Raw genomic sequence first — 21,008 nt, forward strand, 5'->3', positions numbered from 1 at the left:
ATTTTCTCCCAATTGCGGTGGAAAATCCTTTTTTTGAAATATTCAAGTTCTACATGTGATGATTCGCTACATATATAGAATGGATTGCAGAAGAAGGTGAATTTGATGGCAGTTAGTAAGAGAAAAAAAGTTACTAAAAGTAAAGCGACAACAGAAAAAAAAGAAATGCATCCGCTTATGTACGAAATATTAGGGTTGCTCTTAATTGCATTAGCAGTCATTATGATTTTTGAATACGGCATGATCGGGCGGATTCTACAAACAATCGCCATGTTCCTTTTTGGTAATTTACATTTTGCTGTTCCATTTATGCTTATATTTGTTGCATTGTTAATGATGATTGGTCGTAAAAAAGTTGGGATAAAGGATCGATTAATACTTGGCATGTTCCTCATTGTTATGAGCTTAACGATTTTTAGTCATGGCATATTATTTGAACAACTGTCCAAATCAGGTGGTCTACTATCTGATTCTGTACTACGTGAATCATGGCGAATTTTGATTAATACAGATGGTATCATTCATCGTAGTAATGCTTTAGGGGGTGGCATGATTGGTGCCCTACTATTTAGTGGGCTTCATGTGCTGTTTGAAGCCTCGGGGGCAAAAGTTGTTGCTTGGGTTATTTTCTTTATTGGTTTAATTCTTGTCACTGGTAAAGCATTAGTGCCTTATTTAGCAGAAAAAACGCCAGATATATTTGGTAAATGGAAAAAAAAGCATCGTGATAAGAAAAAAAATACACCGAAAAAACCAAATAATCGTCGTTCAAGAGTAGAGAGTAGGGATGAAGTAGCAGCTGTTAATCAATCTATAGATATGCCTGAACAAGAAGAAGAAATACCACATGAACCGATTATTTCTGCTTTTACACAGAATGTTTCACAAGAAAGAGAAGTGATTGATACAACTCACATGGTGGAAAATGAACTTGAAGAAGCATCGGATGATGTCCAGATTCAGGGCACAGATGCAGTAGAAAATGCAGATTATCAGCTCCCATCATATAATTTATTACAATTACCTCCACAACATGATCAAAGTGGTGAATATTCAGTGATTCAGGCAAATGCCAAAAAGCTTGAGCAGACATTACAAAGTTTTGGCGTAAAGGCAAAGGTGACACAGGTGCATTTAGGTCCTGCTGTTACGAAATACGAGATTTTACCAGATATCGGTGTGAAAGTAAGCAAAATTGTCAATTTACAAGATGATCTTGCATTAGCATTGGCAGCTAAAGATATTCGTATGGAAGCGCCAATTCCTGGGAAATCTGCGATTGGTATAGAAGTACCTAATAGTGAGGTAGCCATTGTAACACTTCGTGAGGTATTAGAATCGAAAGATGGTGCTAAGCCTGAAGCATTATTACAAGTAGCATTTGGTCGAGATATTACAGGACAAGCTGTATTAGCAGAGCTCAATAAAATGCCACATTTACTTGTAGCTGGTTCTACAGGTAGTGGGAAAAGTGTTTGCATAAATGGCATTGTTGTATCCATACTAATGCGTACAAAACCGCATGAAGTGAAGCTCATGATGATAGACCCAAAAATGGTTGAATTAAACGTTTATAATGGGATTCCACATTTATTAGCGCCTGTCGTAACGGATGCCCGTAAAGCTTCGCAAGCACTGAAAAAAGTGGTATCTGAAATGGAACGTCGCTATGATTTGTTTTCTCATACAGGTACAAGAAATATTGAGGGCTATAATGCACATGTCCAAAAGGTTAATGATCAAACAGAGGAAAAGCATCCAAAGCTACCTTATATTGTGGTTATTGTAGATGAGTTAGCGGATTTGATGATGGTCGCATCAAGTGATGTAGAGGATTCGATTACACGTTTAGCGCAAATGGCAAGGGCAGCTGGCATTCATTTGATTATTGCCACACAACGACCAAGTGTAGATGTTTTAACAGGTGTCATTAAAGCAAATATTCCATCCAGAATTGCTTTTGCAGTTTCTTCCGCGATTGACTCAAGAACAATTTTAGACATGGGTGGAGCTGAACGATTATTAGGACGAGGCGATATGTTATTTTTACCTGCTGGAGCTTCTAAACCAAAAAGGGTGCAGGGTGCCTTTTTATCAGATCAAGAAGTGGAGGCAGTCGTTCATTTTGTTATAGAACAGCAAAAAGCTCAGTATCAGGAGGAGATGATTCCTTCTGAAGAAGAGACCATTTTAGAGGAAACAGATGATTTGTATGATGAAGCAGTCCAATTAGTTGTCAATATGCAAACAGCATCTGTCTCTATGCTTCAACGTCGCTTCCGTATTGGTTATTCAAGAGCTGCACGTATTGTTGATCAGATGGAGCAACGCGGTATTGTTGGGCCTCCAGAGGGTAGTAAACCTCGTCAAGTACTTGTTCACCAATACGATAACTAAGCAAAAAATGAAGACGAAAATGGTGAGAGCATTTGTATTTTTGTCCAAAAATTTGCAGATAAAATAAAGAAAGAATGAATTCTATAACAGATTTTACTCAAAACTGTTTATTTCATTCTGCAAAAATGTTATATTTATGAACGATTAGTAGGAATGTTGTACATCAGATGTCTGATCTCTGATTTTGGTGGTGATATATGTGACTATTAAAGCAGATCATCGTCATCTCTATCTTCAAGTAATCGATCGTTTAAAATCTGACATCGAGGCTGGCATTTTTTTAGAAAATGAAAAGCTGCCTTCAGAATTTGAATTATCGAAATCACTAGGAGTCAGTCGAGCAACACTTAGAGAAGCACTTCGACTGTTGGAAGAGGAAAATGTGATTGTGCGCCGACATGGGGTTGGGACTTTTGTCAACCCGAAGCCGTTGTTTACATCAGGCATCGAGCATTTATCTAGTATTTCTTCTATGATCGAGGCAGCAGGTATGGAGCCAGGTTCGCGATTTTTAAAAGCGACTGAGCATGTGCCTTCTGAGGAAGATTTAAAACGCTTCCAAAGTGATGGCGACGATAAAATACTCACGATTGAACGTGTCAGAACAGCGGATGGTGAGCCAGTAGTATACTGCATAGACAGGCTACCTGCAAGCTTCCTGCCTACTGACTTTGTCGAAAAAAAAGAAGTTTCACTGTTCTCTGCACTTGAGCAATCTGGCAAAATTCATGTAGCTTATGCTGTAACCTATATTGATCCAGTTGGGTATCATGAACAAGCCTCACCGATTTTAAATTGTGGACGTGAGACAGCTCTTTTAGTGTTAAAGCAATTGCATTATGATGATCATGATCAAGTAGTGCTCTATTCAAAAAATTATTTCCGAGCTGATAAATTCAGCTTCCATGTAGTTCGTAAACGGGTGTAGAACATTTCTAAATTTTTTCCTGCTAATTACAATACCTTTGGGGGGTTAATTAAATGAAAAAACGTAAATTTGGTTTAGTATTAACATCAGTATTAGCGGCAAGTGCTATTTTAGGTGCTTGTGGTACGAAAGACGACGAAAAGCCAGCGAAAGAAAATGACAAAGCTTCAGGCGGCGAAAGCACAGAAGAAGCTTTCTCAGTAGCAATGGTTACTGACGTAGGTGGCGTGGATGACAAATCATTCAACCAATCTGCATGGGAAGGTGTACAAGCTTACGGTAAAGAACACGGTTTATCAAAAGGTGATGGTGGTTTTGACTACCTACAATCAGCTTCAGATGCTGACTATGAAACAAACTTAAACAACTTAGTTCGTCGTGACTTTAACCTAGTATTTGGTATCGGGTTCATGATGGCTGATGCAATTGATGCAGTTGCTTCTGAAAATCCAGATAATCACTTTGCATTAATCGATGCTGAAGTAGAAGCAGACAACGTAGTAAACGTACTGTTCAAAGAGCAAGAAGGTGCTTTCTTAGCAGGTGTTGCTGCAGCGAAAACATCTAAAACAGGTAAAATCGGCTTCGTAGGCGGCGTTGATATTCCAGTTATTAACCGTTTCCACGCTGGTTTCGTTGAAGGTGCTAAAGCAGTAAACCCAGATATCGAAATTCAAGTAAAATATACTGGTGCGTTTGATAAAGCGGATCTTGGTAAAATTACAGCGAACAGCATGTATTCTTCAGGTGTAGATGTAATCTTCCACGCTGCTGGTGCAACTGGTAACGGTGTATTCTCTGAAGCAAAAGAGCGTAAAGCGAAAGATCCAAATGCTGATGTATGGGTTATCGGTGTAGATGCTGACCAATACGAAGAAGGTAAAGTAGACGATAAAACAAACGTTACACTAACTTCTATGTTAAAAGGTGTTAATACAGCAGTAGTAGATATTTCAAATAGAGCGAAAAATGGTGATTTCCCAGGTGGAGAAACACTTGTTTACGGTTTAGCTGAAGATGGCGTTAAACTTGCGGACTCTCGCGGTGCAATTCCAGAAGATGTACAAAAAGTAATCGACGAATATAAAGAGAAAATTGCTAAGGGTGAAATCAAAGTTCCAGAAAAAGTGGAAAAATAATTCATCTTTTGATCATCATAAGGGACTTTTAGAAGGACCTTATGATGATTTTTCAATCTATCGTTATATTTAGATTATTCGCAATACTCTATTTAGCTAGATTTATAGGAACCTTATAGAGGTAGTAATTATGATTTGAATAATGATGGTAACAAGTTAATAGAAGAAAGGTTTCTAACGATGACCTTTCCTGTATTAATTTAGCAAAACATCTACCTCTATACGTGGGATATTAAATCGGTCAATAAAATATAGCCTCTGGTAGAAAATTCATTACTGGACGTATGGCTTATCTGTACCATCCATCATGTAGCAGCAGATACTATACGCTAAGGCAAAAATACTTAATAATAGTGCCTATTAAGGGAGTGACAAATTTGGATTATGTGATTGAAATGCTAGGAATCCGTAAAGAATTCGGTAATTTCGTGGCGAATAATAATATCACCCTCCAACTGAAACAAGGCGAGATTCATGCATTGCTAGGTGAAAATGGTGCAGGTAAATCGACTTTGATGAATGTCCTTTTTGGTTTGTATCAACCAGAAGGTGGCGAAATTCGTGTACGTGGGAAGGCAGTAAAAATTACAAACCCGAATATTGCCAATGATTTAGGGATTGGCATGGTGCATCAACATTTTATGTTGGTAGAAAACTTTACAGTAACAGAAAATATCATTTTAGGCACTGAGCCTACTAAAATGGGAATTGTGAATATAAAAGATGCGGCAAAGAAAGTACAAGCACTTTCTGAAAAGTATGGATTAGATGTTGATCCAAACGCCAAAATCGAGGATATCACGGTTGGTATGCAACAACGTGTAGAAATATTAAAAACATTGTATCGCGGTGCCGAAATTTTAATTTTTGATGAACCAACTGCATCATTAACACCGCAAGAAATTACCGAATTAATTCAAATAATGCGTCGTCTTATCGAAGAAGGTAAATCCATTATTTTAATTACGCATAAGCTAAAAGAAATTATGGAAGTTTCAGACCGTGTGACGATTATCCGTAAGGGAGAAGGGATTGGCACTGTTGTAACCGCTGCCACAAATCCTGATCAGCTTGCTGAAATGATGGTTGGCCGTCAAGTTGAATTCAAAACGGAAAAAACGGATGCGACACCAACTGACGAAGTGCTTGCAATTGAGAACTTGGTTGTTACGGATTATCGAAATATTGATAAAGTTAAAGGTCTTAATTTAAATGTTCGTAAAGGTGAAATCGTAGGTATTGCGGGTATTGATGGTAATGGTCAATCCGAATTAATTGAAGCCATTACAGGTCTACGCAAAATTAAAAGTGGTAAAGTCAAGCTGAATGGTAAAGATATTACTAACATGAAGCCTCGTAAAATTACAGAGGAAGGCGTAGGACATATTCCACAAGACCGTCATAAGCATGGTTTAGTTTTAGATTTCCCAATTGGTCATAATATTGCATTGCAAACATATTACCAATCTCCAATAGCGAAGGGCTTTGTCATGGACTATAAAAAGGTGTCAGAAAAAGCTCGCCAAATCATTAAAGAGTATGATGTGCGTACTGGTAATGGGGAGATGACACCAGCTCGTGCATTATCTGGTGGTAACCAACAAAAAGCAATTATTGGTCGTGAAATTGACCGTAACCCTGATCTATTAATTGCTGCTCTACCAACACGTGGACTTGACGTAGGAGCTATTGAATTCATTCACTCTCGTCTAATTGAGCAACGTGATAAAGGGAAAGCCGTTTTGTTAATCTCATTTGAATTAGATGAGGTTATGAATGTTTCGGATCGAATTGCCGTTATCTATGATGGACAAATTGTCGATGAGTTAAATCCGAAAGAAACGACTGAACAAGAGCTAGGCTTACTAATGGCAGGGCAAAGTAAAAAAAATATCAAGCGTGATGCGAAGGAGGGGAACGACTAATGTCAAATCGTGTCATTAATATACTCGTTCCTATCATCTCTATCATTATCGGTTTAATTGTAGGGGCTATCGTCATGGTAGTCAGTGGCTATGACCCAGTGCAAGGTTATATCGCTCTTTGGACAGGTATTTTTGGAGATTCATATTCAATCGGGAACACAATTCGTCAAATTACACCATATATTTTAGCAGGTCTCGCAGTAGCCTTTGCATTCCGCACAGGGCTCTTCAATATCGGTGTTGAAGGTCAGCTAATTTTAGGTTGGTTAGCCGCAGCTTGGGTAGGTTATGCGTTTGAACTTCCTAAAATCATTCACTTACCATTAGCATTGCTTGCAGCAGCAGCTGCAGGTGCATTTTGGGCCTTTATTGCAGGTTTCTTAAAAGCGAAATTTAAAGTTCATGAAGTTATTGCGACAATTATGCTAAACTACACTGCACTTTATATTGCAAATGCAGTGATTAAAAAATTGTCCGATGGCAGCTTTAAAACAGAACGTATCCATGAGTCAGCTTCTTTACGTTCTCCGTTTTTAAGAGAGCTTACAGACAATTCAAGTCTTCACTATGGGATCATTGTTGCACTTTTAATGGTAGTCGTGATGTGGTTCATTCTAGAAAAAACAACACGGGGCTACGAGCTAAAAGCAGTAGGTTTTAACAAAAATGCTGCTGATTATGCAGGTATGAGTGTCAATAAAAATATTATTTTAGCTATGACGATTTCTGGTATGTTTGCAGGTCTTGGCGGCGCGATGGAAGCATTAGGAACGTTCCAAAACGCATCCATTAAACCTGGCTTTACAGGAATTGGTTTTGACGGTATCGCCGTTGCTTTACTTGGTGCCAATACACCACTTGGCGTAGTATTTGGGGCATCCCTTTTCGGTTCTTTAAAATATGGTGCATTAAATATGCCAAATGCTGCGGGTATCCCAGAAGAGATCGTATCCATTATCATTGCATTGATTATCTTCTTCGTTGCATCAGGCTATATTATTCGAGTAGGCTTACAAAAGCTGAGCAAGAAAAAGGAGGGACAATAACATGAGCTTTTTAGAAATGTTATATTTCATCATCCCTTCGGCGATTCTATATGCAACACCTTTGATTTTTACAGCCATCGGTGGGGTATTCTCTGAACGCTCTGGTGTTGTCAACATCGGGCTAGAGGGCTTAATGATTGTTGGTGCTTTTGTTGGTATATTTATCAATTTAGAATTTGCTTCATCATTAGGTGCGGCAACTGTTTGGGTAGCAATGCTAGCGGCTGTTGTAATTGGTGCGATTTTCTCACTTTTCCATGCCGTTGCTTCTATTTCATTCCGTGCCGATCAAACTGTATCAGGGGTAGCTATTAACTTATTAGGCTTAGCTGCTACTGTATTCTTGGTAAAAATGATTTATGATAAAGGTCAAACAGATATGATTGACCAACCGATTCGCCGTTTTGGTATTCCTTATTTAGAGGACATTCCGTTCTTTGGACGTTTATTGTTCCATGATGTTTACAGTACGTCTATTCTGGCGTTTGTGGTAGCTTTTGGTGCTTGGTTTATTATTTATAAAACACCATTTGGCTTACGCCTTCGCGCTGTAGGTGAACACCCAATGGCGGCAGATACAATGGGGATTAACGTCAATAAAATGCGTTATATTGCTGTTATGATTTCTGGAGCTCTAGGTGGACTTGGTGGTGCTGTCTATGCACAAACAATTACGCACGACTTCTCACATGCAACAATTGCTGGGCAAGGTTTCATGGCGATTGCTGCCATGATTTTCGGGAAATGGCATCCGATTGGTGCGCTAGGTGCAGCTTTATTCTTCGGTTTAGCACAAACATTAAGTATTGCAGGGAACCAGATTCCATTTATCGAAAATGTTCCAGCCGTTTATCTGCAAATCTTACCGTATGTATTAACAATCCTTGCTTTAGCAGGCTTTATTGGTAAAGCAAACGCTCCAAAAGCGAGTGGACAGCCTTATATTAAAGGTAAACGTTAAGAAAAGCATTTTAAGGACTGAGCAAGCTATGCTCAGTCCTTTTTATATAGGATTGGCGTAATTTTTAATTTTTCCCATACATACTTTGGATTCCTTTTGCAATTATAGACAATAGACATGTATAGTATGTGTAGTACATCGTTATATTAAGAAGGATAGGAGGGTTTCATATGTTTAAAACAATACCTTTTGCCAAAGGTGTCAATTTGCATATCCGACAAACGACCCAATTTAAAACCGTAAATTTTTCAATTAAATGGAGAAGAGCATTAACAGCTAAAAGTGCATCAGAGCGTACAGTGTTAACAAATGTACTGCAGCACAGTAATGCTAAATATAAGACAACGGCTGCTTTTCGAAGCTTTTTAGATGACTTGTATGGTACAGTTTTGTATTTTGATACATCGAAGCGCGGAAATGAGCATACAGTTCTTATGAATGTAGAGACTGTTAATGATCATTATCTAGCGAATACGAGTGTCTTAAACGAGGTACTTGGTTTATTGCATACAGCTATTTTTGAGCCTAATCTAGAAAATGGTGTCTTTAAGGAATCCGTTGTAGAGCGTGAGAAAAAAACTGTTATTCAACGTATTGAATCTATTTTTGATGATAAATCTCGCTTTGCTCAATTCCGTCTACAACAAATCCTGAGACCAAATGAACCAGCATCAATTTCAGCGAATGGTAGTGTCGAAGAAATTCAAAAAATTACACCTGCCTCTTTATTTGAGGCATATCAATCGATGCTAGCTAACGACAAAATTGATATTTATGTTGCTGGGGATATTAATGAAGAGGAAATTGTTGCGAAATTAAAAAAAGCGCTACCATTTAATGATCGTACACCTGAGGAAGTGCCAGCAGTACTTCCACAACAACATCCTGCTAATGATTATGTAAGAGAACAGCATGAAATGAAACAAGGTAAACTTCATATTGGCTTTAGCACACCTGTTAGATTTGGTGATGCAGATTTCTCTAAGATGCAAATTTTTAATGGCATTTTTGGTGGATATCCACATGCCAAGTTGTTTATGAATGTTCGTGAAAAAGAGAGCCTTGCTTATTATGCTTCTAGTTCCTATGCATCGCATTATGGACTTGTATTTGTTGTATCTGGTATTGAAGCTAAAAATGAAGAAAAAGCGCTATCTTTAATTAAAGAACAACTTGCCGTCATGCAGGCTGGAGACATTACAGATTTAGAATTGGAACAAACAAAGGCTATGCTGACGAATCAGCTAAAAGAGTCCTTAGATTCTGCACGAGGACAAATCGAAATTTTTGATCAATATAAAGATTTACCTGAGGAATTCTCAGTTGAAGCCTGGGCAAATAAGTGGAAAGCTGTGACAAAGGAAGATGTTGTTGCAATGGCAAAGCAAGTGCAGCTTGAAGCGGTCTATTTCTTATGTGGAAAGGAGCAAGCCGCACAATGAAAACAATAGAATTTAAACAATTAGATGAAACACTTTATTATGAAAAGCTAGACAATGGCTTAGATGTTTATATATTGCCGAAAAAGGGCTTCTCTAAAACATTTGTTACATTTACAACAAAGTACGGCTCTGTCGATCGTACATTCGTACCAATTGGTGAAACAGAAAGTATTACTGTACCAGATGGTATTGCGCACTTTTTAGAGCATAAAATGTTCGAAAAAGAGGATGGAGACGTTTTCCAAAAATTTAGCGAATATGGTGCTTCTGCGAATGCATTTACATCGTTTACACGTACGGCTTATTTATTTTCATCTACCGACAATATTTATAAAAGTACGGAAACTTTATTGAATTTTGTCCAAGAACCATACTTTACAGAGGCTACTGTCAATAAAGAAAAAGGAATTATTGGGCAAGAAATTACAATGTATGACGATCAACCAGACTGGCGTCTATATTTTGGTACAATCGAAAATATGTATCATCATCATCCTGTGAAAATTGATATTGCTGGTACGATTGAATCGATTGATGGCATTACAGCAGAGCATTTATATACATGCTACAATACGTTTTATCATCCTTCGAATATGTTGTTATTTGTGATTGGTGCTGTAGAACCAGAGCAAATGATGACGTTTATTCGTGACAATCAAGGTAAAAAAGAGTTCCCAGAACCAACGCCAATTCAACGCTTCTTTGATATAGAACCAACAGAGGTAGCCATTAAGGAACGTACATTAAATATGGATGTTCAAAAACCAAAAATTTATGTTGGTTTAAAAGCGAAAGACACTAATTTATCAGGTCAGGACATGTTAAAGCATGAGTTGTCCGTTCAAATTGCGCTTGAACTTATTTTTGGACGTACTTCTGATTTTTATGAACGTGTTTACGAGGAAGGTTTAATTGATGAGACGTATGCTTTTGATTTTACCTTAGAAAATGGCTTTGGATTTGCCATGATTGGTTCAGATTCAGCAGAGCCTGATAAATTGGCAAAAACGATTATGGACGAATTAGCAAAATATGAAGGAAATAGCCAATTCGATCCTGCTGGTTTGGATCGTATAAAACGCAAAAAAATTGGGTTCTTCCTACGTGCACTAAATTCGATCGAGTTTATCGCAAACCAATTCACACGATATTCTTTTAATGACATGAATTTATTTGATGTAGTACCAGTACTTGAGACTTTAACCGTTGAGGACTTACAAAAAGCATTTGCTTCTATCCAAGGTGAAACACAGCAAACAGTCTTTAAAATTCTGCCAAGTAAGCAGGATGCACAGTGAAAAAATTTGCCCTTGTTTTAGGTGCATCAGGTGATATCGGTCACGCCATTTGTCAAAGCTTAGCTGAGGACGGCTGGTCCATCTATGTACATTATTCAAACAATCAAAATGCGGCACAGAGATTATGTGAAATGCTTTCCGAAAATTTCCCTGCACAAGAATTTATGCTTGTACAGGGGGATTTTTCAATCGTTAATGGAGCAGAATTAGTAGCCGCGCAAATTTTCAATGTGCAGGCAATTGTTTTTGCCAATGGACAAGCCCATTATTCATTGCTCGAAGATACGACAGTGGAGGATATGAATGCCTTATGGCGTGTTCATGTTCAAAATCCTATGAGATTAACAGCTTTACTTTCTGGAAAACTTCGCAAGCATGAAGTAAGCTATGTACTATTTATAGGTTCCATTTGGGGAGAGGCTGGCTCAGCAGGGGAGGCACTTTATGCAACTGTTAAGGGTGCGCAACATGCTTTTGTTAAATCCTATGCAAAAGAAGCGGCATTATCTCGGATTAGAGTGAATGCTATTGCTCCTGGCTTTATAAATACCTCAATGAACAGCCATCTAAGTCAAGAAGAGCTTCAATACATTTTGGACGATATCCCACTAGGTTCCATTGGACAAACAAGGGATGTGGCTGAAATGGTACGTTTTTATTTGTCTGGTAAAGCTGATTATGTGACAGGACAAATCGTACGATTAAATGGAGGCTGGTACATATAATAATCTCTTTTGCACATACTACTTGTGTAAAGGAGGAGGAAGAATATGACCATTTTAGAAAACTGGCAAAAATGGACATCGTTTTTAGGGCAAAACGTTATGCAAGCTGAATCAAGCGGTATGCCGAAGAAAATGATTCAAACGGCTGCTGTCCAAATTGGGGAATATTTGGCGACAAATGTCGATCCTAAAAACGAACAAGAGCGAGTGCTGTCGGATTTATGGGGCGTTGCCTCTGAAGATGAAAAACATGCATTAGCGAATTGTGTCATTAAGCTTGTACAAAATAAGCATGTGCAGTAAATAAAAGAGGAGAGCCAATCTCCTCTTTTTGTTATACAATAAACTTTTTATCTGTAAAAACGGGAACATATGTAAGCCTTTTAACAGGCATCAAAAAAAATTAGCAAATAACGCTGTAATTCCATGTATTCTAACTTTCCATTACATAAAAAATCAGCTATGATGGAACTTATAAAGGATTTTTTACGTTAACTAATAGGAAGGGAACGAGTGTGTTGAGCGATTGGTACTTTGAATATGAAATTCAGGTGAATCGCCCTGGATTATTAGGAGATATTGCTTCACTTTTAGGGATGCTTCGTGTCAATATTATATCAATAAATGGTGTAGATGAGGATCGACGTGGTATGTTAGTGCATACAGACAATGATGAGGCAATTGAGCGTTTTCGTACAATTGTTTCGACAATGGAACATATTAACGTAACCAAATTTCGACAACCAAAACTTCGTGACCGATTAGCCATTAGGCATGGTCGTTATATTCCTCGAGATGCAGACGAAAAAAACACATTCCATTTCGTAAGAGACGAACTAGGTATTTTAGTTGACTTTATGGCAGAGCTCTTTAAAAAAGAGGGGCATAAGCTGATTGGTATTCGTGGGATGCCACGTGTGGGAAAAACTGAATCCATAGTAGCCGCAAGTGTCTGCGCCAATAAAAAGTGGATCTTTTTATCATCTACAATGATTAAGCAAACAGTTCGTAATAAGCTTGTGGGAGATGAATTTAGTCGTAACAATATTTTTATTCTAGATGGTATTGTGACTCGACGTTCATCTGATGAGAAACATTTGCAATTAGTGCGTGAAATGATGAATATGCCTTGTATAAAAGTTGTAGAGCATCCAGATATGTTTGTTCAGCACTCAGAATATAAAATAGAGGATTTTGATTATATCATTGAATTACGTCATCACACTGATGAAGAAATTACTTATGAAATAATGGAAAAAAATCATATGTCCGAATCCGATTCTTTTGGTGGATTTAATTTTTAATTTGATGTTAAAGTAGGTGTTATTAGTGGCAGAATTAGGGACTCGACTGAAAGAGGCGAGACTGTCTAAAGGCTACAGCTTAGACGATTTACAAGAAATAACGAAAATTCAAAAACGTTATTTAGTAGGAATTGAAGAGGGCAATTATTCCATTATGCCTGGCTCGTTTTATGTACGAGCTTTTATTAAACAATATGCAGAAGCTGTTGGTTTGGACGCGGAAGAAATTTTAGAGACATATAAAAATGAACTACCGAGCACTCCAAATGATCAAGTAAGTCAATCGATGACGAATAGCCCTAGCAGAAGAAAAGTAACGAAAGGCCCTTCGAATAAAATGATGGAGGCTATGCCAAAAATCATTGTTGCTTTATTTATTGTAGTCATTATTGTGGCTATATGGGTGCTATGGCAATCAAAAAACAGTCCAGGGACAAGCGAAGAAGTAAATCCAACTCCTGAGATGGAATATGACACAAATGTCAATCCAATTGATAGTGAGAAGGATAAAAAAGAACAAGAAAATAAAGATGCACAGAAAAATGATAAAGATAAAGATGATACAAAAGCTACAGAAGAAACACCAACTGATGAAGATGACACTGATCAAACTGAAGAGATGAAGCAAACAATTTCCGCGGGTACTGTTGAAGCAGATGGAGCGACAACTTCTTATACGTTAACAGGGACGGATACAATGAAACTTAAAATCGAAATATCAGGCCCTACATTTGTTGGTATTCGCAATCAACAGCAACAAGAAATCTTAACAGATACGCGTGTCTATAATGCCGGGGAAGTAGTTGAATTTGACGCCTCAACACAAAACTATGTTCGTATTCGTCTCGGTAATTCAACGCAAGCTAAAATCTATATTAATGACGAACTTCTAACGTATGCACAACAAATTGTAACGCAAAATATCGTCATCAATTTCAATAAAGAACAGTAGTCATCCTATGATGACTACTTTCTTTCATCATGAAAGGTGTTAGAAAAATGAACATTCCAAATAAAATTACCATCTCTCGAATCTTGCTTATTCCATTCTTTGTCATTGTTATGATGTTTGATTTTGGCTGGGGAACATTATCGCTTTTTGGTGCTGAGATGCCAATCCATCATTTTATAGGTGCACTTATTTTTATCTTTGCTTCAACAACCGATTGGGTGGATGGTTATTACGCACGTAAGTATAACCTTGTGACTACATTTGGGAAATTTTTAGATCCCTTAGCTGACAAGTTACTTGTCTCAGCAGCCTTTATTTTAATGGTCGAGCTTAAGATGGCACCTGCTTGGGTAATTATCATTATTATTAGTCGTGAATTTGCTGTTACGGGTTTACGTTTGATTTTGGCAGGTGGAGGAGAAGTGGTCGCTGCCAATCAGCTTGGTAAAATTAAAACTTGGGCACAAATTGTAGCGATTGCTGCTGCTCTTTTACACAATACAATCTTTACATTGGTTGGTATTCCATTTGATAAAATCATGCTCTATATTGCATTGTTCTTTACACTTTGGTCAGGGTGGGATTATTTCTATCTAAATCGACGTGTATTACTTGAGTCTAAATAAGAAAGGTCTTGGGATCATGAATGCTGAAATTCTTGCGGTTGGCTCAGAACTATTATTAGGTCAAATTACGAATACAAATGCGAGATTTATCTCAAGCCAGCTATCCGAGCTTGGCATCAACGTTTTTTATCATACCGTAGTGGGCGATAATGCAAAGCGTTTAGAACAAGCTATCGAAGTGGCAGAGTCTCGTGCAGATCTCATTATTTTTTCGGGAGGACTGGGTCCAACAAAAGATGATTTAACGAAGGAAACGATTGCACGTCATCTTGGTGTTTCTCTTGAGTTTGATGAAGTAGCATTGACGTATATTGAGCAATTTTTTGCTAAACGAGGACGTCCAATGACGGAAAATAATCGTAAACAGGCATTAATTTTAGCAGGGAGTGAAGTATTAGCTAATCACCATGGAATGGCTCCAGGTATGATCTTCACAAAAAATGATCGCACTTATATTTTATTACCAGGACCTCCAAAAGAGTTAGAACCAATGTTTCAATTTGAGGCTAAACCTAAACTTGCTGCGATGCTTAATGATGGAGGGATCATTGCATCACATGTTATGCGATTTTATGGAATTGGTGAGGCCGAGCTTGAAGTACAAGTTCAAAATATTTTAGATGCACAAACCAATCCAACAGTTGCTCCACTTGCTTCTGATGGTGAGGTAACGTTACGCGTAACAGCTAAAGCCGCAACAGAGCAGCAAGCTAGGCAGCTTATTAAGGCAAAGGTTGCGGAAATACAAGCACTTGTTGGTGATTATCAATATGGTGTAGATGATGATTCCCTTGCCTCAAAAACGGTAGAAATGCTATTGGATAATAAGCTAACAATCGCGGCTGCAGAAAGTTTAACTGCTGGGTTATTTCAATCTGAGCTTGCGGAAATTCCAGGGGTAGGCAATGCTCTTATAGGAGGCGTTGTTACCTATGCAGCAGATGCGAAAGTAAAACAGCTAGGCATTTCACAAGAATTAATTGATACACATGGTGTTGTGAGTGCTGAGTGTGCGGCGGCAATGGCAAGTGCTGTTCGTGAGAAATTTGCTACAAATATTGGGATTGGCCTTACAGGAGAAGCAGGTCCCACTGCGCATGATCATCAGCCAGTAGGTACTGTTTGGATTGGTATTGCCATAAATGATGAGGAGCCGCTTACATATTTACTTCATTTATCAGGCATGCGGAATACGAATCGACTCCGTGCGGTGAAATTTACATGCCACTATTTAATGCAGCTGTTAGAAGAACGTGGCTACACAAAACGTTATTAAAATAGATTAAAACATAGGAATTTGGGTAGAGGAAAACTATCCAAATTTTTATTTTGAAGGAAAATCGAATAAATGTTCGCTTTTTTCTTGCGTGTTTTCTCAAAAACAAGTATAGTAGAGATAGATAAAAACAGTGAACAGTTTTCGAAGGAGGAAAATGAATGAGTGATCGTAAAGCAGCCTTAGAACAGGCTCTAAAACAAATTGAAAAGAATTTTGGTAAAGGTTCCATCATGAAACTCGGGGAAAAAACCGATTTAGAAATTGCCACATCTTCAAGTGGTTCACTTGCACTTGATGCTGCATTAGGAGTGGGTGGATATCCACGTGGACGTATTATTGAAGTATACGGTCCAGAATCATCTGGTAAAACAACTGTTGCTCTGCATGCCATTGCTGAAGTACAAGCAACAGGTGGACAAGCAGCATTTATCGATGCTGAGCATGCATTAGACCCAATCTATGCACAAAAATTAGGTGTTAATATTGATGAGCTATTATTATCACAGCCTGACACAGGTGAACAAGCACTTGAAATCGCAGAAGCATTAGTGCGTAGTGGTGCTATTGATATTATCGTAATTGACTCTGTTGCTGCCTTAGTACCAAAAGCTGAAATTGAAGGGGATATGGGTGACTCTCATGTCGGCTTACAAGCCCGTTTAATGTCTCAAGCTTTACGTAAACTATCAGGTGCGATTAATAAATCAAAAACGATTGCTATATTCATTAACCAAGTTCGTGAAAAAATTGGTGTTATGTTCGGTAATCCAGAAACAACACCAGGTGGACGTGCACTTAAATTCTACAGCTCTGTCCGTTTAGAAGTGCGTCGTGCAGAAGCTATTAAACAAGGTAATGATATTGTTGGTAACCGAACTAAAATTAAAATTGTTAAAAATAAAGTAGCACCACCTTTCCGTACAGCTGAAGTAGATATTATGTATGGAGAAGGAATTTCTAAAGAAGGCGAAACAGTCGATTTAGGTGTGGAATTAGACATTGTACAAAAAAGCGGTTCTTGGTATGCATATGGCGATGAGCGCTTAGGTCAAGGACGAGAAAATGCTAAACAGTATTTAAAGGAAAATACTGCTGTCCTGGAAGACATAGCAAACAAAATCCGAGCTTCTTATGGTATTGCGGCTTCTTCTTATACAATTGCTGCACATGATGATGAAGAAGAGATGGATGAAGAATTAATGTTACTTCTTGAAGAAGAATAATTAATGATTGCATTGTTCCCACTTTATTGAGGGGACAATGCATTTTTTTGTCTATATTCTTAAATTTTTACACATAATAAGAGAGAAGCTGTATTTCGGTGTTTATTTCTAATGTACTGTTTTTTTATTAATTGTATTTAACGTGAAAATTTTCTAGTGAAATAGTAATAGGAAAAAAATTCGCTGAATGGATAGGACTTACTTTTTTTTGGCTAAGGTGGCGAACAGACGCCCGACTATCCTTGACAGAGCTTGAGGCTAGCTATACAATTAAATATGTATAATTTCTGAATTATGACTTTAAATAGGCAGTACATTTTATCTTCATTTAGCAAATGTTTTATAGTGAAATATCCTTTAAAATGGATGTCTAAACGCCTAGTGGATGAAGATAATGCCTTTGGCCAATGAAACGGGTTTTGCACAAATTCTAAAAAATCTGGTGCATTTTAGCTAAGGCGACATAGATGTATGCGCCGACTGAAACTGTAATACCCAAATAGCAAGAGGAGGTGTTCATATGGATGGAATTACTATCATCTCCGCTTTGCTTGGACTCATCGTTGGTGCCGCTGTTAGCTATATCTACATGAAAAAAGTGAATGACTCAAAAATCACTGGTGCTAAACATGTCGCTGAAACAATCGTTGAAGAAGGAAAACGAGAAGCGGAGGCAATGAAGAAAGAAGCACTACTTGAAGCCAAAGATGAAACTCACAAATTTCGTACTGAAGCTGAAAATGACATTCGTGAACGTCGTTTAGAACTTCAAAAACAAGAGAACCGTTTATTGCAAAGAGAAGAGAATCTTGATCGCAAAGATGATGCTCTAAATAAGAGAGAAGCTGGCTTAGAGCGCAAAGAACAAGCTCTAGCTGAAAGACAACAGCATATTGAACAGATGGAGAGCAAAGTGGACGAGCTCATGGCATCACAAAAAACAGAGCTAGAACGTATTTCTGCTTTAACTAGGGATGAAGCTAAATCAATTATCCTCAATGAAGTAGAAAAAGAGTTATCAACTGATATTGCTGTGATGACGAAAGAAGCTGAAACGCGTGCGAAAGAAGACTCAGATAAAAAAGCACGTGAAATTTTATCATTAGCACTACAACGCTTTGCTGCAGATCACGTAGCAGAAACAACTGTATCTGTTGTGAACTTGCCAAATGATGAAATGAAGGGACGTATTATTGGTCGTGAAGGCCGTAATATCCGCACATTGGAAACGTTAACAGGAATTGATTTAATTATTGATGATACGCCAGAAGCGGTTATATTATCAGGCTTTGATCCAATTCGCCGTGAAACAGCACGACTTGCACTTGAAAAACTTGTACAGGATGGTCGTATTCACCCAGCTCGTATTGAGGAAATGGTGGAAAAAGCTCGACGTGAAGTGGATGAACAAATCCGCGAAACAGGTGAGCAAACTACATTTGAAATTGGTATTCATAACTTACATCCAGATTTAATGAAAATTTTAGGCCGCATGAAATATCGTACAAGCTATGGACAAAACGTCCTAAAACATTCAATTGAAGTCGCACATTTGGCAGGATTACTTGCTGCTGAACTTGGCGAAGATGTAGCATTGGCTCGCCGTGCAGGCTTATTACATGATATTGGAAAAGCAATTGACCATGAAGTTGAAGGAAGCCACGTCGAAATTGGTGTGGAATTAGCAACAAAATATAAGGAACACCCAGTTGTTATTAATAGTATTGCCTCGCATCATGGTGATACTGAAGCAACATCTGTTATTGCGGTATTAGTCGCTGCAGCTGATGCATTATCAGCAGCTCGTCCAGGTGCACGTAGTGAAACACTTGAAAACTATATCCGCAGACTTGAAAAGTTAGAGGAAATTTCAGAAAGCTATGATGGCGTAGAAAAATCTTTTGCGATTCAAGCTGGACGTGAAATTCGTATTATTGTACAACCTGAAAAAATTGATGATTTAGCCTCTCATCGTCTTGCACGTGATATTCGCAAACGTATTGAGGAAGAACTCGATTATCCAGGTCATATTAAAGTAACAGTTATTCGCGAAACACGTGCTGTGGAATACGCGAAATAAATAATAAAATATTAGGCATCCCTTGACCGAGGTCAGGGGATGCCTTTTTGTATGTGAATAAAATTCGATGTAATCTACCCAGTAAGAATAAATGGATGATTCCAACAATATAGTATGGAATAAAGCATAGTGAACTAGCCTCAACATGAATACCTTTTAAAAATTAACCAGCCTAGTTATACTCCGTTTTTACAACTGGTTTATGTTTTGACAAGGAGTGAGAAGCATTGAAAGAAACGATCACATTACAAGATATATTGAAAATAGTCCGAGAAAATCTTCTTTTTATCATAAGTTTTACACTTTTCGTAGCGTTGGTTACGGCCTTTATTAGCATCTTTATTTTAAAACCTACCTATGAGGCAGAAACGCAAATTTTAGTTAACCAAAAGAATATAGAGCAACCACATTTAGGCGTACAACAGGTTGAAACAGATCTCCGACTTATTAATACGTATAACATTATCATTACAAGCTCAGCTATTTTATCTAAAGTTATAAATAAGCTAGATTTGGATGTCACACCTGAAGTGTTAATGGATCAAATTACTGTATCAAGTGCCAATAATTCGCAAGTCGTCAATATTAATGTTGTAGACAAGCAAGCAGAGTTGGCTGTAGAAATTGCCAATACAATAGCAGATGTGTTTCAAGAGGAGATCCAAGTTTTAATGACGGTTGATAATGTTAATATTTTGTCCGTTGCAAAATTAGATAAGGAGCCTGTACCGATTGCGCCAAATAAAACTCTTTATGTAGTAGCAGCCTCGTTTATTGGTTTTGTTTTAAGTGCTGCCTTCATAATTATAATAGAGAGCTTAGATACTACAATCAAGACAGAGCAAGATATTGAAGAGTTGGTAGGGCTACCGATTATAGGCTTGATTAGTCAAATTAGTGATGCTCACAATAAAAGCGCTAGGATAAAATCCCGTAAAACGAGGAGGGGATCATAATGTTCTGGAAAAAAAAGAAAAAAAAGAAGCTAGTGAAAATGGCACGAAAACTTGTGACGATTGCAAATGGCCAATCTTTTATTTCTGAACAATTTCGAACAATCCGTACAAACATTACATTTTCAATGCCAGATAAAGAGATTAAAACAATATTAGTGACATCTGCAACACCAGGTGAAGGAAAGTCAACCAATGCAGCGAATATCGGCGTTGTTTTTGCACAAGAAGGAAAACGAGTCATCATCGTAGATGCAGATTTACGTAAACCAACAATGCATTATACGTTTCTATTGCAAAATGCTAGGGGACTATCAAATTTACTAACACGACATTTTACAATGTCCGAAGTTATCAATAGTACAGATATTGCTAATCTATTTGTCTTGACGAGTGGGCCTATTCCACCCAATCCAGCAGAGTTACTGGCTTCTAATGTAATGGAGAGTGTTATAGAAAACCTAAAGAAAGAGTTTGACATCATTATTTTTGATGCGCCACCGATTTTATCTGTGACGGATGCTCAAATTTTGTCCAATAAATGTGATGGTACATTATTAATTGTGAACAGTGGAGTTGCAGAAAATGAAAGTGTGTTAAAAGCAAAGTCAAACCTAGAAGCCTCAAAAGCAAATATTTTAGGCGTCATATTAAATAACTATAAAATGCCACTCCATCAATATTATGAGCAATATTATTATTAATTCAAGTACTTAGACAGGGAAGTGAA

The 21,008-nt window shown here is 37.8% G+C and carries 18 protein-coding genes; all 18 read left to right on the top strand.

The window, feature by feature from the left end:
• The first annotated feature begins 105 nt into the window (after positions 1–105).
• The 18 genes from ACEVFT_RS08465 to ACEVFT_RS08550 all read left to right on the top strand — a co-directional run bounded on the left by ACEVFT_RS08465 (position 106) and on the right by ACEVFT_RS08550 (position 20,982).
• Entirely contained in the window at positions 106–2,397 is a 2,292-nt protein-coding gene (locus ACEVFT_RS08465; RefSeq protein WP_393949211.1) for an FtsK/SpoIIIE family DNA translocase, read from the top strand.
• A 199-nt stretch (positions 2,398–2,596) separates the two neighbouring features.
• Positions 2,597–3,325: a GntR family transcriptional regulator gene (locus ACEVFT_RS08470; RefSeq protein WP_393949213.1), complete on the top strand. Its 729-nt coding sequence runs from the start codon at positions 2,597–2,599 to the stop codon at positions 3,323–3,325.
• Positions 3,326–3,378: 53 nt separating this feature from the next.
• Positions 3,379–4,464 (top strand): BMP family lipoprotein, encoded by a 1,086-nt coding sequence (locus tag ACEVFT_RS08475; RefSeq protein ID WP_036080376.1) that lies wholly within the window; start codon positions 3,379–3,381, stop codon positions 4,462–4,464.
• A gap of 377 nt (positions 4,465–4,841) precedes the next feature.
• Complete coding sequence (locus ACEVFT_RS08480; protein WP_036080373.1) at positions 4,842–6,389, top strand: ABC transporter ATP-binding protein; 1,548 nt, start codon at positions 4,842–4,844, stop codon at positions 6,387–6,389.
• Entirely contained in the window at positions 6,389–7,435 is a 1,047-nt protein-coding gene (locus ACEVFT_RS08485; protein WP_004224945.1) for an ABC transporter permease, read from the top strand. The genes ACEVFT_RS08480 and ACEVFT_RS08485 overlap by 1 nt, the downstream gene beginning before the upstream one ends.
• Before the next feature lies 1 nt (position 7,436).
• Positions 7,437–8,396, top strand: a complete 960-nt coding sequence (locus ACEVFT_RS08490) for an ABC transporter permease (RefSeq protein ID WP_008178940.1) — start codon at positions 7,437–7,439, stop codon at positions 8,394–8,396.
• Positions 8,397–8,566: 170 nt separating this feature from the next.
• Positions 8,567–9,838 (top strand): EF-P 5-aminopentanol modification-associated protein YfmF, encoded by a 1,272-nt coding sequence (gene yfmF, locus ACEVFT_RS08495; RefSeq protein WP_258859538.1) that lies wholly within the window; start codon positions 8,567–8,569, stop codon positions 9,836–9,838.
• A complete protein-coding gene (gene yfmH, locus ACEVFT_RS08500) occupies positions 9,835–11,136 on the top strand; it encodes an EF-P 5-aminopentanol modification-associated protein YfmH (protein WP_393949216.1) in 1,302 nt (433 codons plus the stop codon). Before yfmF ends, yfmH begins: the two co-directional genes overlap by 4 nt.
• Positions 11,133–11,861: an elongation factor P 5-aminopentanone reductase gene (gene ymfI, locus ACEVFT_RS08505; protein WP_393949217.1), complete on the top strand. Its 729-nt coding sequence runs from the start codon at positions 11,133–11,135 to the stop codon at positions 11,859–11,861. Before yfmH ends, ymfI begins: the two co-directional genes overlap by 4 nt.
• A 45-nt stretch (positions 11,862–11,906) precedes the next feature.
• Positions 11,907–12,164: a DUF3243 domain-containing protein gene (locus ACEVFT_RS08510; RefSeq protein WP_004224939.1), complete on the top strand. Its 258-nt coding sequence runs from the start codon at positions 11,907–11,909 to the stop codon at positions 12,162–12,164.
• Between the two features lie 215 nt (positions 12,165–12,379).
• Positions 12,380–13,165 carry a DUF3388 domain-containing protein gene (locus ACEVFT_RS08515; RefSeq protein WP_026023397.1) on the top strand — a complete coding sequence of 262 codons (786 nt, stop codon included), beginning with the start codon at positions 12,380–12,382 and terminating at the stop codon, positions 13,163–13,165.
• Between the two features lie 16 nt (positions 13,166–13,181).
• Positions 13,182–14,117: a helix-turn-helix domain-containing protein gene (locus ACEVFT_RS08520; protein WP_176408485.1), complete on the top strand. Its 936-nt coding sequence runs from the start codon at positions 13,182–13,184 to the stop codon at positions 14,115–14,117.
• 47 nt (positions 14,118–14,164) lie between these two features.
• Positions 14,165–14,743, top strand: coding sequence for a CDP-diacylglycerol--glycerol-3-phosphate 3-phosphatidyltransferase (pgsA, locus tag ACEVFT_RS08525; protein WP_016992833.1), 579 nt, complete (start codon positions 14,165–14,167; stop codon positions 14,741–14,743).
• A 16-nt stretch (positions 14,744–14,759) separates the two neighbouring features.
• Positions 14,760–16,019, top strand: a complete 1,260-nt coding sequence (locus ACEVFT_RS08530) for a competence/damage-inducible protein A (protein WP_026023399.1) — start codon at positions 14,760–14,762, stop codon at positions 16,017–16,019.
• 161 nt (positions 16,020–16,180) lie between these two features.
• The gene (gene recA / locus ACEVFT_RS08535; protein WP_016992835.1) at positions 16,181–17,245 is read left to right on the top strand and encodes a recombinase RecA; all 1,065 of its coding nucleotides are present in this window, start codon (positions 16,181–16,183) and stop codon (positions 17,243–17,245) included.
• A 520-nt stretch (positions 17,246–17,765) separates the two neighbouring features.
• Positions 17,766–19,325 carry a ribonuclease Y gene (rny, locus tag ACEVFT_RS08540; RefSeq protein WP_036080352.1) on the top strand — a complete coding sequence of 520 codons (1,560 nt, stop codon included), beginning with the start codon at positions 17,766–17,768 and terminating at the stop codon, positions 19,323–19,325.
• 227 nt (positions 19,326–19,552) lie between these two features.
• A complete protein-coding gene (locus ACEVFT_RS08545) occupies positions 19,553–20,281 on the top strand; it encodes a YveK family protein (protein ID WP_016992837.1) in 729 nt (242 codons plus the stop codon).
• Positions 20,281–20,982 (top strand): CpsD/CapB family tyrosine-protein kinase, encoded by a 702-nt coding sequence (locus ACEVFT_RS08550; protein WP_036080346.1) that lies wholly within the window; start codon positions 20,281–20,283, stop codon positions 20,980–20,982. Before ACEVFT_RS08545 ends, ACEVFT_RS08550 begins: the two co-directional genes overlap by 1 nt.
• Positions 20,983–21,008: the final 26 nt, after the last annotated feature.

It is taken from the genome of Lysinibacillus sp. PWR01 (genome assembly GCF_043359455.1).
GTDB lineage: Bacteria > Bacillota > Bacilli > Bacillales_A > Planococcaceae > Lysinibacillus > Lysinibacillus fusiformis_F.

What these genes read in the sequence shown, in the direction of transcription:
- ACEVFT_RS08465 (WP_393949211.1), top strand. Translation starts at nt 106, where the DNA reads ATGGCAGTTAGTAAGAGAAAAAAAGTTACTAAAAGTAAAGCGACAACA.
- ACEVFT_RS08475 (WP_036080376.1), top strand. Translation starts at nt 3,379, where the DNA reads ATGAAAAAACGTAAATTTGGTTTAGTATTAACATCAGTATTAGCGGCA.
- ACEVFT_RS08485 (WP_004224945.1), top strand. Translation starts at nt 6,389, where the DNA reads ATGTCAAATCGTGTCATTAATATACTCGTTCCTATCATCTCTATCATT.
- ACEVFT_RS08490 (WP_008178940.1), top strand. Translation starts at nt 7,437, where the DNA reads ATGAGCTTTTTAGAAATGTTATATTTCATCATCCCTTCGGCGATTCTA.
- yfmF (WP_258859538.1), top strand. Translation starts at nt 8,567, where the DNA reads ATGTTTAAAACAATACCTTTTGCCAAAGGTGTCAATTTGCATATCCGA.
- yfmH (WP_393949216.1), top strand. Translation starts at nt 9,835, where the DNA reads ATGAAAACAATAGAATTTAAACAATTAGATGAAACACTTTATTATGAA.
- ACEVFT_RS08510 (WP_004224939.1), top strand. Translation starts at nt 11,907, where the DNA reads ATGACCATTTTAGAAAACTGGCAAAAATGGACATCGTTTTTAGGGCAA.
- pgsA (WP_016992833.1), top strand. Translation starts at nt 14,165, where the DNA reads ATGAACATTCCAAATAAAATTACCATCTCTCGAATCTTGCTTATTCCA.
- ACEVFT_RS08530 (WP_026023399.1), top strand. Translation starts at nt 14,760, where the DNA reads ATGAATGCTGAAATTCTTGCGGTTGGCTCAGAACTATTATTAGGTCAA.
- recA (WP_016992835.1), top strand. Translation starts at nt 16,181, where the DNA reads ATGAGTGATCGTAAAGCAGCCTTAGAACAGGCTCTAAAACAAATTGAA.
- rny (WP_036080352.1), top strand. Translation starts at nt 17,766, where the DNA reads ATGGATGGAATTACTATCATCTCCGCTTTGCTTGGACTCATCGTTGGT.
- ACEVFT_RS08550 (WP_036080346.1), top strand. Translation starts at nt 20,281, where the DNA reads ATGTTCTGGAAAAAAAAGAAAAAAAAGAAGCTAGTGAAAATGGCACGA.